Origin of the sequence: Actinoplanes hulinensis, assembly GCF_019429605.1 — a bacterium.
GTDB lineage: Bacteria > Actinomycetota > Actinomycetes > Mycobacteriales > Micromonosporaceae > Actinoplanes > Actinoplanes campanulatus.
The window spans coordinates 133533-148681 of sequence record NZ_JAHXZI010000001.1; the positions used below are offsets into that span (position 1 = coordinate 133533).

Below are 15149 nucleotides of genomic sequence, written 5' to 3' on the forward strand. Positions count from 1 at the left end.
GCCACATCCCGGTCGGCACCGTCCGCTCCCGCATCAACCGGGCCCGGCTGGATTTCATCGAGATTTATATAAGCGAACGGTTAAACGTGACGGGATCTTGTCGTACCCCGTCGGTATTTTCTTCACTGCGGACCGGCGCCACGGGGGCGCCGGTCCGTCCAAAGTCGCCTAGGCCGCGCCGCGCAGCAGCGTCTCGCCCGCCCGGCGCACCTGTTCCCGCAGCTCGTCCGGGGATTCCACAGTGAAGGGCGCGTTCAGCACCCCGAGCACCATGACCGGCCAGCCCAGGTCGTCGATGTTCATCCGCAGCCGGCAGCCGCCCTCCGGCAACTCCTCCACCTCGCCCCAGTTGCCGACGAAACCACGGATCGTGGCCACGTCGGTCCGCACCACGACCGACACCGCGTACCGGTTCGGGATGGTCCGCATCCGGGAGCGCAGCCACCGCACCGGGTCGCCGCCGGGCAGGTCGCGGGGGCGGAACCGGGCGCCGGTCGGCTGCGGGCCGGTCAGCCGGTCCAGGCGGAAACTGCGCCAGTCGCCGCGGTCCAGGTCCCAGGCGATCAGATACCACCGCCGGCCCAGCGAGACGAGGCGGTGCGGCTCGACGTGGCGGCGGGCGGTCTCGCCCTGCCGCGGGGTGTAGTCGAACCGCAGCCGCTCCTCACCCCGGCAGGCCATCGCGCACGTGGTCAGGGTGAAGGCGTCGAGGACCGGGCCGCCACCGAACACACCCGGCGCGGTGACCGCCTGGAGGGCATCGATCCGGCGCCTGAGCCGGGGCGGGAGCAGCTGGATCACCTTGGCGAGCGCGCGGACCGAGGTCTCCTCGAACCCGGCCACCGAGCCGGCGGCGGCGCTGCGCAGCCCGACCGCGATGGCGACCGCCTCCTCGTCGTCGAGCAGCAGGGGCGGCATGGCCGCGCCGGCCTGCAACTGGTAGCCGCCGGCCACCCCGCGCGCGGCGTCCACCGGATAGCCCAGCTCGCGCAGCCGGTCGACGTCCCGGCGCAGCGTGCGGGCGCTGACCTCGAGGCGCTCGGCGAGTTCCGAGCCGGGCCAGTAGCGATGTGTCTGCAGCAGCGACAGGAGCCGCAGCATCCGTGCACTCGTATTCGCCATGGCGCCAGACTCCATCCGATTGCGGTCAGAAAGTGGCCGCAGTGGACTCTACCGTCGAGGGATGATCGAGACGCGAGAGCTGACGAAGCACTTCAAGGACGTGCGCGCGGTCGACGGCATCAATCTGACGGTGGCGCGGGGCGAGCTGGTCGCGATGCTCGGGCCGAACGGGGCCGGCAAGTCGACCACCCTGCGGATGCTGACCACCCTCATCCCCCCGACCAGCGGCAGCGCCGAGGTCGCCGGCTTCGACGTGGTGCGCCACCAGCGCGAGGTGCGGCTCCGGATCGGGTACATCGGCCAGGGCAACGGCGCCGGGCACAGCCAGCGCGGCCGGGACGAGCTGATCAGCCAGGGCCGGGCGTACGGCATGGGTGTCCGCGCCGCCCGGGCCCGCGCCGACGAGCTGATCGAGTCGCTCGGCCTCGCCGAGGTGGCGAACCGGACCGTCTCCACCCTCTCCGGCGGCCAGCGGCGCCGGCTGGACATCGCGATGGGCCTCATCCACGCGCCCGAGCTGCTCTTCCTCGACGAACCGTCGACCGGGCTGGACCCGCAGAACCGGGCCAACCTCCAGGAGCACATCCTGCGGCTGCGCGCCGAGCACGGGACCACGATCGTGCTCACCACGCACTACCTCGACGAGGCCGACTCGATGGCGGAGCGGGTGATCGTGATCGACCACGGCCGGATCATCGCCGACGACACGCCCCGGCAGCTCAAGGCGAAGCACGTCGGCGACCGGGTGATCCTGGGCTTCGCCGGCCCCGCCGAGGCGGCCGAGGCCGCGCGCGCCTCCGGTGGCGAACAGCGCGGCGCCCAGGTGCGGATCACCACCGACGACGGGCCCCGGCTCGCCGCCCGCCTGGCCGCCCTCGGGCCGGATTCGATCGAGGTCGTCCGCCCGACCCTGGACGACGTCTTCCTCACCCTGACCGGCCGCAGCCTGCGCGAGGACGCCAGCGCGCCGGAATCCGAACTCGTGGAGGCCTGACCATGACATCGCTCGTCACCGACACCCGGGTGGTCTTCAGCCGGGAGCTGCGGCCGGTCCTCCGCGACCCGTTCACCGTGATCTTCTCGATGATCCAGCCGCTGTTCTTCCTGGGCCTGTTCGCGCCGCTGCTGCCCGATTCACCGGACGGCGGCTCCCCGTTGCAGTGGTTCGTGCCCGGGATCATCGTGATGTCCTGCCTCTTCGGCTCGTCGATGACCGGCTCCAACCTGCTCTACGAGATGCAGACCGGCTCGCACGAGCGGATGCTGGTCACCCCGCTGCGGCGGCCCGCGCTGCTGATCGGGCGGGCGCTGAAGGAGATCGTGCCGATGATCGCGCAGGCCGCCCTCATCGTGGCCGTCTGCATCCCGTTCGGCTTCGAGCTGCACCTGGTCGGGGCGCTGCTCGGGCTGGTCATCCTGGCCGGGTTCTGCATCGGGCTGGGCGCGCTGTCGTACACGCTGGCGCTGGCCTCCAAGAACAAGGAGTGGATGTTCTGGACGGTCCAGCAGACGCTGCTGTTCCCGCTGCTCCTGCTGGCCGGCGTGCTGCTCCCGATCGAGAACGGGCCGGGCTGGCTCCAGGCGCTTTCCAGGATCAATCCCATGACGTACGTGGTGGACGCCGAACGGGCGCTGTTCAACGGCGAGGTGCTGACCCGCGGCACGCTCGAGGGACTGGTCGCGGCCGTACTGGTCGGGCTGCTCGGCCTGGCCGCCGGGGTGCGTGCCATGCGACGCTCCGACTGAGCCGTGCTTCCCCCGGCCCGCTACCTTTTCCCTCGCAGCCGAATGCGTGCGGGAAGGTGGCGGGCCGATGCTCGGTCGAAGTGACGACTCAGCCGAACGGCGGCGCCTGGTGCGCCCGCCCCGCCTCGGTGACCTGCCGCACGCGATCGGCCGCCTCCTGGGCGGCATCACCCGGCCGGTTCCGGTGTCCGGCCCGGTCCGCCGCGGCGGCAACCCGGACGCGGTGGTGGACTGCGCGGTCTACGCGAACGGCCTGCGGCGCGGCGGTTCGGCGCCGGTCTCCTATCCGGAGGCGGCCCGGCAGGCCCGGCGACGCCGCGGCACCTTCCTCTGGCTCGGCCTGCACGAACCGGACCTGGCCACGATGCGACCGGTGGCCGAGGTGTTCGGGCTGCACGAGCTGCTGGTCGAGCAGGCCGTCGCGGGCGGGCACCGGCCCGGCGTGCAGACCCTGGGCGACGTGACCCGGCTGGTGCTGCGCACCGCGCGGTACGTCGAGCACGACCGCCTCACCGCCACGTCCGAGGTGGTGGAGACCGGGGACGTCACCGTCCTGATCGGCCCGTGGTTCGCGATCACGGTGCGGCACGGCCCGGTGGGCCCGCTCTGGGCGGTGCGCAAGGAGCTGGAGGCCCGCCCCGAGGTGCTGCGGCAGGGCCCGTGGTCGGTGGCGTACGCGGTCGGCAGCCGGATGGTGGACAGCTACCTGGACGTGGCCGAGCACGTCGAACGGGATCTGGAACGCATCGAGGAGGAGACCTTCGCGTCCGAGCGCACCGGCGAGTTCGCCCACATCTACCAGCTCAAACGGGAGATGGTGGAGTTCAAGCGGGCGGTGCTGCCGCTGGCCGAGCCGCTGACCCGGCTGCTCGACTCGCGCGTTCTGCCAACCGGGCTGCGGCCCTACCTGGAGGACGTGCGGGGGCGGCTGGCGCGGGCCGCGGACCGGGTCGGCGGCTTCGACGACCTGGTGAACTCGATCCTCCAGGCGCGGCTGGCCCAGGTGTCGGTCGACCAGAACCACGACATGCGCAAGATCGCCGCGTGGGCCGCGATCGCCGCGGTGCCGACCGTGATCGCCGGCGTCTTCGGGATGAACTTCGACGTCATGCCGGGCACCGGGGCGACGTACGGCTTCTACGTCTCGATCGCGGCCATGCTGCTGATCGGCGGAGGCGTCTACCACCGCCTCAAGAAGTCCGGTTGGCTGTGATCTGAGAAGTCACTCAGCGTTACAGAGATGAAAGTCACAGTCTGCCGCGCGGTCTGATTCGGCGCTGAATCACGCGATGAAGACCCCCAATATGGTGTGGTCATTCCACCTAAAGGGTCCTGTCAACCACCGATACGGCCGGTTACCACACCGGACGGTCGCCGAAGCTCGGGCGTCCTGCCCTAGCCCGCAAACACGGCGAGTTACTAGTTTTCTGACTGCGTCGATCTTTGGGGGGATATCAGAGTGACGGCAACCGACGCCGCACCGCAGCACACCGGGCCGGAGGCGACGGGCAGGGGCGGCATCTTCGCGGCGCTCAAGGGTCACGTCGACCTGTTCCTGAACGCCGGCTCGCTCATGGCGACCACGCTCATCACCTCGGTGTTCGGCTTCGCCTACTGGTGGGTGGCGGCTCACGTGGCCCCGCAGGCGGCGGTCGGCCAGGCCTCCGCCGCGGTCTCGGCGATGACGCTGATCGGCACCATCGGCATGTTCGGCATGGGCACCATGCTCATCTCCGAACTGCCCACCATCGCCCGCGGCAAGTGGGACCTGATCTCCACCTGCCTGCTCACCGCCGGCTCGGCGGCGACCGTCGGCGGCCTGCTCTACGTGCTGGTGGCCACCCTGTGGATCCCCAGCCTCCAGGAGGCGCTGGGCGGCACCGTCGGCTCCTTCCTGCTGGTCGTCGGCATCGCGCTGAACGCCATGACGCTGGTCCTCGACGAGGCCATGGTCGGCCTGTTGCAGGGCCCGCTCCAGCTGATGCGCAACGCCTGGTTCTCACTGCTCAAGCTGGTGCTGCTCGGCGTGGTCGCGGTGATTCCCGGGCTGGCCCTGACCGGCACCCTGCTGCTGCTCACCTGGGTCGCCGGCATCGTGGCGTCGACCGCCATCCTGTTCCGGGTGCTGAACCGGCGCGGCATGATCGACTCGCTGCACCCGCGGCCGTCGCTGATGCGCGGGCGCGGCCGGGCGACCTTCGACCACAACCTGCTCAACCTGGCCACCTACCTGCCCCGGGCCGCGCTGCCGCTGATCGTCACGGCGACCCTGTCCGCGGAGGCGAACGCGGCCTTCTACACCGCGTTCATGGTGCTGTCCTTCATGGCCATGGTGCCGGGCAACGTGGCGCTCACCCTGTTCGCGGTGACCGCCGGCGACAAGAGCGCGCTGCGCGGCAAGGTCCGGGTGGGCCTGCTCATCTGCCTGGGCGCCGGGTTCCCGGCGTCGCTCGTGGTGCTGTTCCTGTCCGACACGATCATGGGGCTGTTCGGCGCGGAGTACGCGAGGACCGCCGGCGACGCCCTGGCCATCCTGGCCCTGACCTACGTCCCGTTCGTCTTCCACCACTTCTTCCTGGCCATCTCCCGCGTGCAGGGCAAACTGCGCGGCGCGGGGATCTTCTCGGTCTTCGCCGGCGTGGCCGAGTTGCTGGCCGCCTGGTGGGCCGGCACCCACGGTGACCTGAACGATCTGGTCACCGCCGTGGCGATCGTGATGGCGATCGAGACGGTACTGGTCGCCCCGACCGTGCTGAAGGTCGTCTTCGCCCCGGTCGTCGACATGTCCGCGGTAGCAGAGGGAGTTAACGTCATGTCCACCACCAGCCTCACCCTGCGCGAGCGCGCATGGCTGCCGCTGGAGTACATCCGCACCGTCGGCCCGCTCACCGGGGTCGACGCCGAGCGGGTGCGCGACGCGCTGATCGGCCTGCACACCGCCGACCCGACGCACCGGGCCGTCTCCCGGCTGGACCGTTCCGGCGCCAACTGGCAGCACATGGACGGCGCCTCGTTCGCCCGGTACGTCGAGGACGCGGTGACCGACCTCGGCCCCGGCCCGGTGGACTTCGACGCCATGACCCGCCGGCTCCAGTCCGAGCAGCGAGCCCACCACCCGGTGCGGATCCTCGTCGGCGGCGGCTACTTCGCGCTGAAGGTGTCGCACGCGTACGGCGACGCCGGCCCGGTCAACACGCTGGTCCACGAGATCGTCCAGGCGGCGTACGAGCAGCGGGCGGCCCGGATCGCGCCGTCGAAGCGGCACAAGACGGCGCTGCCGAAGGCCTGGTGGAAGCAGTTCGGCCTGAAGCCGGGCCGCTGGAAGGAAGGCCTGAGCTTCGCCCGCCCGCCGCACATCGAGGAGGGCCCCACCCGTCCGTGGCAGGCCGCCCTCACCGTGCGGACCGCGCGCTCGGCGCAGGTGCTCGGCCAGATGCGGGCCTGGCGTGACCAGCACGCTCCCGGCGTCACCACCTCGGCGATCACGTTCGCGGCGTTCACCGCGGCGCTGATCGAGCTGGGCCTCAAGCCGGACCTGCGGGGCGGCACGTTCCTCGCCGACGCCCGCCGGTACGTGGACAAGGGCGTCAGCATCGACAGCAACTTCTGCATGGGCCCGTTCCTGACGCCGGCCAGCCTCACCGACCCGATGGCGATCCACACGACGCTGAAGGCGGAACTGGCCACCGGCCGGATCCTGACCATGATGCTGCTGCGCGAGGGCAAGATCATGCTGACCGGGGCGCCCGGCATGCCGGACCCGTACCCGGCCGAGGTGGCGGCCGAGCCGCAGCCGCGGCTGACGTTCAGCAACCAGGGCCGGCACGACATGCTCGGTGACCTGCCGTGGGCCGTCGAGCCGGCGGGCCGGGTCAACCAGAGCGTGCCCACGCTCAACGGCCCCGAGGGCATCACCCTGACCACCAGCGAGATGAACGGCGTCCTGCACCTGGAGGCGACGTTCCACGGCACCACCTACGACCCGGCGGTCATCGACCGGGCCCTCTACCTGGTCTGCAGCGACCCGGCGGGGCTCATCATGGCGAACCGCTGACGAGCAGGGCGCCCGGCCGGTGTGCCCCCCGGATCGGCCGGGCGCCCACTTTTCGAGCCACCCATTTCGTACGCCGTGCGCAAATGCGATGCCCGGCCGGATTCCGTCCGGCCGGGCATCGCGTTTCTGTTCGGTCAGTGGCGCGGGCCATTCCGCCCGCCCGGACCCTGCCGTTCGCCGCTCGGGGCCTGCCCTGGTCACCACCGGGGGTGTGATGACCAGGGCCGCCCCTACCCGGACCCCTTCGGGTCTCCGTCTGGGCCTCCGATCCCCGGACCGCCGGAGCCGTCCTGGCCCAGCCCGCCCGGGTGACCGTGTCCGGGACCGCCCGGACCGTCGTGGCCACCCGGCCAGGTTGTTTCGCAGCACCGCCGGCGAGAGCACCGCGGTGCGCGCCTTTCCCGTACTCGTCGCACGAGAGGCTTCGCTGGCAAAACGGACAGTATGGGAATTCAAGGCGAATCGTGCGGTTTCACGTGCGTTTCGCCGGGAGAAACCGAAAACGGTACAAAATGTTTAGAGGCCGCTCGGCCGAAAAGATGATGTTGGCCTTCCGGGGCTGAATCGCTGTGTTGAGGGGTAACCCGACCGGCATGACGCAGAACAGCGAGACCGCGCCCGAAGACCTCGGTGCACCGGTCTCATACCTGGTGCTCACCGATGGGATGCCGGTCTACGACCGGTCCGGGGACCCGGTCGGCACGATCGAGCACGTGCTCGCCGACGAGCGCGAGGACGTCTTCCACGGCCTGCTGATCGCGACCCCGGTCGGCCCGCGTTTCGCCGGCGGCGACCAGGTGGACGGGCTCTTCGAGCGCGCCGTGATCGTGACCGAACCGGCCGTCCGCCTCGCCGAGCCGAGCGCCGACGCGCCGGCCGACCTGGCCGAGAGCCACGCCACCGGGCTACGCCGGGCGTGGGACTGGCTGATCCAGCCGAAATGACTCCCGGCCGGGCCCGCGCATGCGGACCCGGCCGGGATGGAGATCAGAGGTCTCAGCGCCCCCAGCGCAGAAGACACGCGCCCATCGACATGCCGCCACCGAATCCGGCGAGAAGAACCACCTCGCCGTCGCGCAGCGACCCGTTGCGGGCGGCGTCGTCGAGGGTGACCGGGAGCGAGGCGCTGCCCACGTTGCCGTACCAGGGCAGGGTGAGGTGGGTGTGCGCGTTCTGGAAGCCGGCCGACTCGACCAGCTCCTGGAGCATCATGCCGTTGGCCTGGTGCGGGACGAAGTGGTCGACGTCCTCGGCCTTGAGCTCGTTGCGGCGCAGCAGCGCGTCGAGCGCGGGCGGCACGGCGGTGGCGACGAAGTCACGGACGCCCCGGCCGTTCATCCGGAAGTAGTGGTCGCCGTCGGCGACCGTCTGCGGCGAGGCCGGCAGACGGCTGCCGCCGCCCTTGACGTAGATCAGGCCGTTGGCGTCACCGCGCGAGGCGAGATCGAGGTCGACGATGCCGTGGCCGTCGCTGACCCGGCCGACCACCGCGGCGCCGGCGCCGTCCCCGAAGAGCACGGCGGTCCGCCGGTCGCCGAAGTCGAGGATGCGCGAGTAGATGTCCGACGCGATGACCAGGACCAGCGCGTCAGGGTTGGTGGCGATCAGGCCGTTGGCCACACCGAGGGCGAAGACGAAGCCCGCGCAGACGGCGTTGACGTCCATGCACGCGGCGCGGGAGGCGCCGATCGCGTCCTGCACCAGATTGGACGTCGGCGGCTGTGGGGAGTCACCGGTCGAAGTGGACAGGACGATGTAGTCGATTTCGGCCGCCGTGACACCGGCCCGTTCGAGGGCCGCCCGGGCCGCGTTCGCCGCGAGGTCGGAGGCCGCCTCACCGGGAGCGGCGAATCGGCGCGCCTCGATCATGGTCTTCCGGGACACCCACTCCGGATCCGCGTCCGGCACCAGGGCCAGCAGGTCCACATTGGTGACGACCCGTGTCGGTAGATAGGAGCCGGTTCCGAGAATCCCTACTGCCACGCCCATCCCCCAGGTCTTGCCGTTCATTGCTTTTCACGTTTCACGTCCCGCCCCGCAAACCCTATCCATGCAGGGCGGGAACATGCGGATCGAACAGTCGACGGTTCGGCTGATAAATGCCGGACAGTCCGTCAGAGGGTCATCGGCCGCGAGTCGGGCTACTGGCGGCCACGATCCCGGTAGGTCCACGAAGCGTCACCGAGAGTGCCGCGACCGGTGGAACGGTTCGGCGGCTGCTGGCCGGCGGGCTGCCCGCCGAACTGAGGCTGGGCCGGGGCGGCCGGGGCCGCGGCGCGGTTCTCGATCCGCTGGCGCAGGTACTCGGCGGCATCCCGGTCCTCCTCGGTGGGCGCGGAGACCAGGGCGTAGCCCATGCCGACGATCGCGAAGACGACCGCCGCGCCGACCGGGACGAGCAGGTTGGCGGCGGTGGCGCCCTCGACCGAGCCGAACGCCTCGCCCTCCGGCGTCACCGACATGGCGAGCATGCCGGTGAAGTGCATGCCGTTGACCGCGACACCCATCAGCAGGGCCGAGCCGAAGATGGCGATCGGCTTGCTGACGATCAGGGTGAGCCAGAGCGCGACGGTCGCGGCGACCACGGCGATGGCGATCGAGGCGATCACCTCACGGCCGGAGTAGTGGATCTCGCCGCGCAGCCGCATGGCGGCCATGCCGGTGTAGTGCATCGCACCGACGCCCAGGCCGGCGAGCACGCCACCGATCAGGATCCGGAGCCGCGGGGCCGATCTGCCGAGCAGAGCGATCGACAGGCCGACACCGACCGACGCGAGGGCGATGACCGCGCTCGCCACGGTGAGGCCGATGTCGTACCGGATCGGCGTGCCGTCCACGTCGAAGCCGAGCATCGCCACGAAGTGCATGCTCCAGATGCCGGTGGCGCCGATCGCCACCGCCGCCAGGGTCAGCCACCAGAACCGTTCGCCGCCGCTGCGCGCCGATCGCAGGCGCACCGCGCTGGTGAGCCCCAGTAGTGACCCGAGCACGGAGAGGATGTAACTGACCGTGGGGGTTAGGGCCCCGTACTCGAAGTGATGGATCTGCGCCATCTCGCGCCGTTCCTCTCGTTCGCGATTCCGCCGGGCTGAATCCTGCCCTCACCCCCGCCATGGGCGTGACTGATTGTGACGCAGGTTGCGTTACGAGAGAACGAGCAGCGCGTCTCGATTTGGATCTACTGAAGTATTGAGGGGCCTTGTTCAGGCTATATCGGTACAGATCACCTGACAGTGATCACACAGACACAAAGAAACCTATATAACTTTACGTAACAAGTATGAAATACGACAGCACCACACGATGCCCCCGGCACCGGTGCCCGAAGTCTCGTTCGTCACACACCGTGTCCCTCGGCCGAGGCGGCATAGGGTGTGCTGATGCGGGAGCGTCTGACGAACTGGGCCGGCAACATCACCTTCGGGGCGCGGCGGTTGCACCGTCCGGAATCGGTGGCCGAGCTGCGTGCGGTGCTCGCCGGGGCCGACCGGTTGCGGGTTCTGGGCAGCGGTCACTCGTTCAACCGGCTCGCCGACACCGACGGGGATCTCGTCTCCCTGGCCGGTCTCCCGCGCACCGTCGAGATCGCGCCGGATCGACGGAGCGTGCGGATCGACGGCGGAATCCGGTACGGCGAACTGGCCGCCCGTCTCGCCGCCGAGAGCCTGGCCCTGCACAACATGGCGTCGCTGCCGCACATCTCGGTGGCCGGCGCGGTGGCCACCGCGACCCACGGCTCGGGCGTGCGCAACGGCAACCTGGCGACCGCGGTCTCCGGGCTGGAGATCCTCCGCGCCGACGGCTCGACGGCCGTCCTGGACCGCGACCACCCGGACCTCGCCGGCGCCGTGGTCGGCCTCGGCGCGCTCGGCGTGGTCACGGCGCTCACCCTCGACGTCGTCCCGGCCTTCGAGCTGCGGCAGTACGTCTACGAGAACCTGCCCGCCGCCGCCCTGGACGAGCACCTCGACGAGATCCTGTCGGCCGGATACAGCGTCAGCCTCTTCACCCGCTGGACCGGCACGGACATCGACCAGGTGTGGCTGAAGCGGGACGCGCCACTGACCGGGGACCTGTTCGGCGCCCGCCCCGCGGACGGCCCCCGTCACCCGGTGCCCGGCATGCCGACCGAGAACTGCACCGGGCAGGGCGGCGTCCCCGGTCCATGGCACGAACGGCTGCCGCACTTCCGGATGGAGTTCACCCCGAGCAGCGGCGAGGAGCTCCAGTCCGAGTGGCACGTGCCGCGCACGGCCGGACGGGCCGCGATCGCGGCGGTGACCGAACTGCGGGAGCGGGTCGCGGCCGTCCTCCAGGTCTGCGAGATCCGGACGATCGCCGCCGACCACCTCTGGCTCAGCCCCAACCACGAACAGGACAGCCTGGCCCTGCACTTCACCTGGATCGCCGACACCGACGCGGTGCTCCCGGTCGTCGCCGACCTGGAGAAGGCGCTGGCACCGCACGGCGCCCGGCCGCACTGGGGCAAGATCTTCACGACTGCCCCGTCCGAGGTGCGCGGCGCCTACCCCCGGTTCGGCGACTTCGCCGCCCTGACGCGCCGCTTCGACCCACAGGGCGTGTTCCGCAACCCATGGCTGGACGCTGTGCTTGATTGCTCCGCTTCGCTCCGCGGCAAAACGCCTGGTAACCGGTGACGAGGCAGCTGATTTTCCGCCACCGCAAACCCCACGGCGCCGGAAAACCAGGTGCCTCGTCACCGGCGGCGTTTTGCGGGTTGTTCCGTGGCTACGACCTCGCGTCGACAATGTGGTTCGGGTGACCGGCGCGGAGATGGATCATCTCGGTAGCGGCAGGGCGGGGCTGTCCTGAAAGGACGGGACGGGGTCGGGCGTACCGGAAAATGGTTGTGGGTTCAGGCGCAACCACAGGCGGCGCCGACCGGGGCGGTCAGGTCGTCGACCGGGCGGCTGGAGCGGCCGGCCGGGCCGTCGGTGGGGAAGCCTTCGCGGGCCCAGTACTCGTAGCCGCCGATCATCTCCTTGACCGGGTAGCCCAGCTTGGCGAACTCGAGCGCCGCCCGCGTCGCGCCGTTGCAGCCCGGGCCCCAGCAGTAGGTGACGACCGCGCTGCCCGGCGGGACGATTTCGGCGGCGCGGGCCGCAATCTGGCGGGTCGGCAGGTGGACGGCGCCGGGGATGTGGCCCTGGTCCCACGACTCGGTGCCGCGGGAGTCGATCACCACGAGGCCGGGGGTGCCGGCTTCCAGGTCGTGGTGGACGTCGCTCACGTCGGTCTCGAAGCGGAGCCGGTTCTGGAAGTGCTCGATCGCGCTGGTCATGGCATTGATCGTGCCGCCCGCACGGAAACCTGCACAGTGGCGTGAACGACGCCGATCGCTAAGATCCCGCCATGCGAACGGTGGCGGTCCTGGCGTACGACGGCATGTCGGTCTTCGAACTGGGCATCGTGAGCGAGGTCTTCGGGCTGCCCCGGCCGGAGTTCGACCGGCCGTGGTACGAGCTGACCATCTGCGCCGAGACGCCCGGCCCGGTCCGGGTGGTCGGCGGCGCGACCCTGCACACCGAGTACGGGCTGGACGTGTTCGCCGCCGCCGAAACGGTGATCGTGCCGGGGGTCAACGCCGGTGTCTCACCGGAGCTGATCGCCGCGCTGCGGGCCGCCCACGCCCGGGGCGCGCGGATCATGTCCATCTGCTCGGGCGCGTTCGCCCTGGCCGCGGCGGGTCTGCTGGACGGCCGCCGGGCCACCACCCACTGGCGGTACGCGGACGCGCTCCGGGAGCGCCATCCGGCCGTGGAGGTCGACGCCGACGTGCTCTACATCGACCACGGCGACGTGCTGACCAGCGCGGGCAGCGCCGCCGGCCTGGATCTCTGCCTGCACGTGGTCCGTCTCGACCACGGCCCGTCGATCGCCAACGCGGTGGCCCGCCGGCTGGTCGTCCAGCCGCACCGGGACGGCGGGCAGGCCCAGTTCGTGGAGGCGCCGGTGGCGGCCGATCCGGAGGACGCCCGGGTGGCCCGCAGCATGGACTGGGCGCTCGGCAACCTGGCCGAGCCGATCACGGTGGCCACGCTGGCCCGGCAGGCGCACATGTCCGAGCGCACCTACCTGCGGCATTTCGCCCGTGCGACGGGGAGCACGCCGATCCGCTGGCTGATCGACCGGCGGGTGCACGCCAGCCTGCCACTGCTGGAGACGACCCGAACCCCGATCGAGGCGATCGCCACGGCGGTCGGTTTCGAGACCGCCGTGACCTACCGGCACCACTTCGGACAGACGATGCGCACGTCCCCGTCGGCCTACCGGCGGGCCTTCAACGCGCCGGAATGAAACGCACGCCGCCGGCCGGGATGGTGACCTCGCCGACCCGGGCCGGGGTGATCCCGTGGTTGAACAGGAACATCAGGTCGCCCCGGCGGACCGCCTCCACCTGATCGGGCAGGCCGGGCAGCACCGGCTCCACCCCGGCCTCGGTGGCGATCCGGGTCAGTAGGGCCCGCAACCCGTCGTCGCTGAAAGAAGTGGACACGTACCAGGCGGCGCCCTGCCCGTACCGGTGGCGGGTGACCGCGGGCGCCCCGGCCAGCGGACCGTCCGCGTAGCGGCCGACGGTGAGAGCGCCGGCCGTCTCGACCCGTTCGATCCAGCGGTTCACCGGCGTGCCGTCGTCCAGGGCGAACGTCACGTCGGCGGGCTGCGGATGCCACTCGACCACGCGGACACCGAGGACCTCCCGGAACGCGCCCGGGTAGCCGCCCAGCCGGATCCGGGTGTCGGGTTCGGCGATCCCGCTCAGGTAGGTCACCACCAGATGCCCGCCGGCCGCCACGAAGTCGCGGAAGGCGGCCGCCGCCTCGTCCGAGACCAGGTAGAGGTGCGGCGCCACGATGAGCCGGTAGTCGCCGAGGCCTGTGGACACCCCCGGGAAGACGAAATCGGTCTGGATCTTGGCGCGGAACAGTGCCCGGTGCGCCTGCCGGACCGCGCCGGGGTAGTCGATGTCGGCGGACGGCAGGGCCGGCGCCTGCAACGCCCACCAGGACGGCGCGTCCCAGGTGAGCGCCACCTGGGACGCGGGCGGTGCGGCCGAAGCGACCGGCGCGAGGCTCTTGAGCGTGCGCCCGAGCCCGACCGCCTCCCGGAAGACCGGGCTGTCCGGGCCGGCGTGCGGGACCAGTGCGGAGTGGAACAGCTCCGCCCCGCCGCGCGGCTGGCGCCACTGGAAGTACATGGCCCCGCGCGATCCCCGGGCCACGTAGCCGAGGCTGTGCCGGGTGAGCCGCCCCGGCTCCTTGGCGTGCATCCGGCCGCGCGTGTAGATCAAATTCGGCGCGGTCTCCATGAGCAGCCAGGATCCGCCACCCCAGCCGCGGGCCAGGTCCCCGGCGAAGGCGGTCTCCTCCTCGGCGCCCGGCCCGGCGTCGTCCGGGTAGTGGTCGACCGCCACCACGTCCACCTCGGCCGCCCAGCGCGCGTGGTCGACGCTCACCCAGCCGCCCTGCACGAAGTTGGTGGTGACCGGCACGTCCGGGTTGGCGGCGCGCAGCAGGTCGCGCTGTTCCACGTACGCCCCGAGCAGCTCGTCGGAGAGGAACCGGCGGAAGTCGAGCACCTGCGCGGGGTTCGGCAGGTACTGGGTGGCGCGCGGCGGCGTGATCTGCGCCCAGTCCGAGTAGCGCTGGCTCCAGAACGCCGTGGTCCACGACTCGTTCAGCGAGTCCAGGTCGCCGTGCCTCTTCGCCAGCCAGGTCCGGAACGCCGCGGCCGTGGTGTCGCAGCGGCAGTCGGTGCCGTACTCGTTGTGCACGTGCCACATGGCCAGCGCCGGATGGTGGGCGTACCGCTCGGCCAGGCGTTCCGCGATGTTCCGCGCCGCGGCCCGGTAGGCGGGCGCCGACACGCAGTAGGTGTCCCGGCTGCCGTGGGTGAGCCGGATCCCGTCGGCGCCGGCCGGCATGGCCTCCGGGTGTGCCAGGGTGAACCAGGGCGGCGGCGAGGCGGTCGGGGTGGCCAGCGCGACCCGGACGCCGCCCTCGTGCAGCCGGTCCAGCACCCGGTCCAGCCAGCCGAACTCGTAGCGCCCCGGCTCGGGCTCCAGATTCGACCAGGAGAACACGCCGACCGTGGCGATGTTCACCCCGGCCTGCCGCATCAGCGCGACGTCCTCCGCCCAGACCTCCTCCGGCCACTGCTCCGGGTTGTAGTCGCCGCCGAAGAAGAGCATCGCACCACCCTTGAC

At 71.1% G+C, this 15149-nt stretch carries 12 protein-coding genes; 7 read left to right on the forward strand and 5 right to left on the reverse strand.

Annotation, left to right across the window (positions count from 1 at the left end):
* Nucleotides 1–168: 168 nt before the first annotated feature.
* The gene (locus KZ829_RS00690; RefSeq protein ID WP_246634882.1) at nucleotides 169–1122 is read right to left on the reverse strand and encodes a helix-turn-helix transcriptional regulator; all 954 of its coding nucleotides are present in this window, start codon (nucleotides 1120–1122) and stop codon (nucleotides 169–171) included.
* A 61-nt stretch (nucleotides 1123–1183) separates the two neighbouring features.
* Here KZ829_RS00690 and KZ829_RS00695 point away from each other — a divergent pair, with 61 nt between their 5' ends.
* The 5 genes from KZ829_RS00695 (at nucleotide 1184) to KZ829_RS00715 (ending at nucleotide 7866) form a co-directional block, all read left to right on the forward strand.
* On the forward strand, nucleotides 1184–2116 hold the full coding sequence (locus KZ829_RS00695) for an ABC transporter ATP-binding protein (RefSeq protein WP_220141942.1): 933 nt from the start codon (nucleotides 1184–1186) through the stop codon (nucleotides 2114–2116).
* A gap of 2 nt (nucleotides 2117–2118) precedes the next feature.
* On the forward strand, nucleotides 2119–2868 hold the full coding sequence (locus KZ829_RS00700) for an ABC transporter permease (protein ID WP_220141943.1): 750 nt from the start codon (nucleotides 2119–2121) through the stop codon (nucleotides 2866–2868).
* 67 nt (nucleotides 2869–2935) lie between these two features.
* Nucleotides 2936–4081: a magnesium and cobalt transport protein CorA gene (locus tag KZ829_RS00705; protein WP_220141944.1), complete on the forward strand. Its 1146-nt coding sequence runs from the start codon at nucleotides 2936–2938 to the stop codon at nucleotides 4079–4081.
* 246 nt (nucleotides 4082–4327) lie between these two features.
* The gene (locus KZ829_RS00710; RefSeq protein WP_220141945.1) at nucleotides 4328–6922 is read left to right on the forward strand and encodes a lipopolysaccharide biosynthesis protein; all 2595 of its coding nucleotides are present in this window, start codon (nucleotides 4328–4330) and stop codon (nucleotides 6920–6922) included.
* Between the two features lie 593 nt (nucleotides 6923–7515).
* Nucleotides 7516–7866 (forward strand): PRC-barrel domain-containing protein, encoded by a 351-nt coding sequence (locus KZ829_RS00715; RefSeq protein ID WP_220141946.1) that lies wholly within the window; start codon nucleotides 7516–7518, stop codon nucleotides 7864–7866.
* 52 nt (nucleotides 7867–7918) lie between these two features.
* Here the strand turns inward: KZ829_RS00715 and KZ829_RS00720 are convergent, their stop codons facing one another.
* Nucleotides 7919–8932 carry a 3-oxoacyl-ACP synthase III family protein gene (locus KZ829_RS00720; protein ID WP_246634883.1) on the reverse strand — a complete coding sequence of 338 codons (1014 nt, stop codon included), beginning with the start codon at nucleotides 8930–8932 and terminating at the stop codon, nucleotides 7919–7921.
* A 131-nt stretch (nucleotides 8933–9063) separates the two neighbouring features.
* Nucleotides 9064–9975 (reverse strand): MHYT domain-containing protein, encoded by a 912-nt coding sequence (locus tag KZ829_RS00725; RefSeq protein ID WP_220141947.1) that lies wholly within the window; start codon nucleotides 9973–9975, stop codon nucleotides 9064–9066.
* 327 nt (nucleotides 9976–10302) lie between these two features.
* On the opposite strand from KZ829_RS00725, the gene KZ829_RS00730 reads away from it, so the two are divergent.
* Nucleotides 10303–11580, forward strand: a complete 1278-nt coding sequence (locus KZ829_RS00730) for a D-arabinono-1,4-lactone oxidase (protein ID WP_220141948.1) — start codon at nucleotides 10303–10305, stop codon at nucleotides 11578–11580.
* Nucleotides 11581–11798: 218 nt separating this feature from the next.
* Here the strand turns inward: KZ829_RS00730 and KZ829_RS00735 are convergent, their stop codons facing one another.
* Complete coding sequence (locus tag KZ829_RS00735) at nucleotides 11799–12224, reverse strand: rhodanese-like domain-containing protein (RefSeq protein WP_220141949.1); 426 nt, start codon at nucleotides 12222–12224, stop codon at nucleotides 11799–11801.
* Nucleotides 12225–12295: 71 nt separating this feature from the next.
* Between KZ829_RS00735 and ftrA the strand changes: the two genes are divergently transcribed.
* Nucleotides 12296–13240 carry a transcriptional regulator FtrA gene (gene ftrA / locus KZ829_RS00740; RefSeq protein WP_220141950.1) on the forward strand — a complete coding sequence of 315 codons (945 nt, stop codon included), beginning with the start codon at nucleotides 12296–12298 and terminating at the stop codon, nucleotides 13238–13240.
* Here ftrA and KZ829_RS00745 read toward each other — a convergent pair.
* On the reverse strand, nucleotides 13224–15134 hold the full coding sequence (locus KZ829_RS00745; RefSeq protein ID WP_220141951.1) for a beta-galactosidase: 1911 nt from the start codon (nucleotides 15132–15134) through the stop codon (nucleotides 13224–13226). The genes ftrA and KZ829_RS00745 overlap by 17 nt on opposite strands.
* Between the last annotated feature and the right edge of the window lie 15 nt (nucleotides 15135–15149).

Bases quoted from the DNA above. Each gene is read 5' to 3' on its own strand.
- KZ829_RS00690 (WP_246634882.1), bottom strand. From the start codon at position 1,122: ATGGCGAATACGAGTGCACGGATGCTGCGGCTCCTGTCGCTGCTGCAG.
- KZ829_RS00695 (WP_220141942.1), top strand. From the start codon at position 1,184: ATGATCGAGACGCGAGAGCTGACGAAGCACTTCAAGGACGTGCGCGCG.
- KZ829_RS00700 (WP_220141943.1), top strand. From the start codon at position 2,119: ATGACATCGCTCGTCACCGACACCCGGGTGGTCTTCAGCCGGGAGCTG.
- KZ829_RS00705 (WP_220141944.1), top strand. From the start codon at position 2,936: ATGCTCGGTCGAAGTGACGACTCAGCCGAACGGCGGCGCCTGGTGCGC.
- KZ829_RS00715 (WP_220141946.1), top strand. From the start codon at position 7,516: ATGACGCAGAACAGCGAGACCGCGCCCGAAGACCTCGGTGCACCGGTC.
- KZ829_RS00720 (WP_246634883.1), bottom strand. From the start codon at position 8,932: ATGAACGGCAAGACCTGGGGGATGGGCGTGGCAGTAGGGATTCTCGGA.
- KZ829_RS00725 (WP_220141947.1), bottom strand. From the start codon at position 9,975: ATGGCGCAGATCCATCACTTCGAGTACGGGGCCCTAACCCCCACGGTC.
- KZ829_RS00730 (WP_220141948.1), top strand. From the start codon at position 10,303: ATGCGGGAGCGTCTGACGAACTGGGCCGGCAACATCACCTTCGGGGCG.
- KZ829_RS00735 (WP_220141949.1), bottom strand. From the start codon at position 12,224: ATGACCAGCGCGATCGAGCACTTCCAGAACCGGCTCCGCTTCGAGACC.
- ftrA (WP_220141950.1), top strand. From the start codon at position 12,296: ATGCGAACGGTGGCGGTCCTGGCGTACGACGGCATGTCGGTCTTCGAA.
- KZ829_RS00745 (WP_220141951.1), bottom strand. From the start codon at position 15,134: ATGCTCTTCTTCGGCGGCGACTACAACCCGGAGCAGTGGCCGGAGGAG.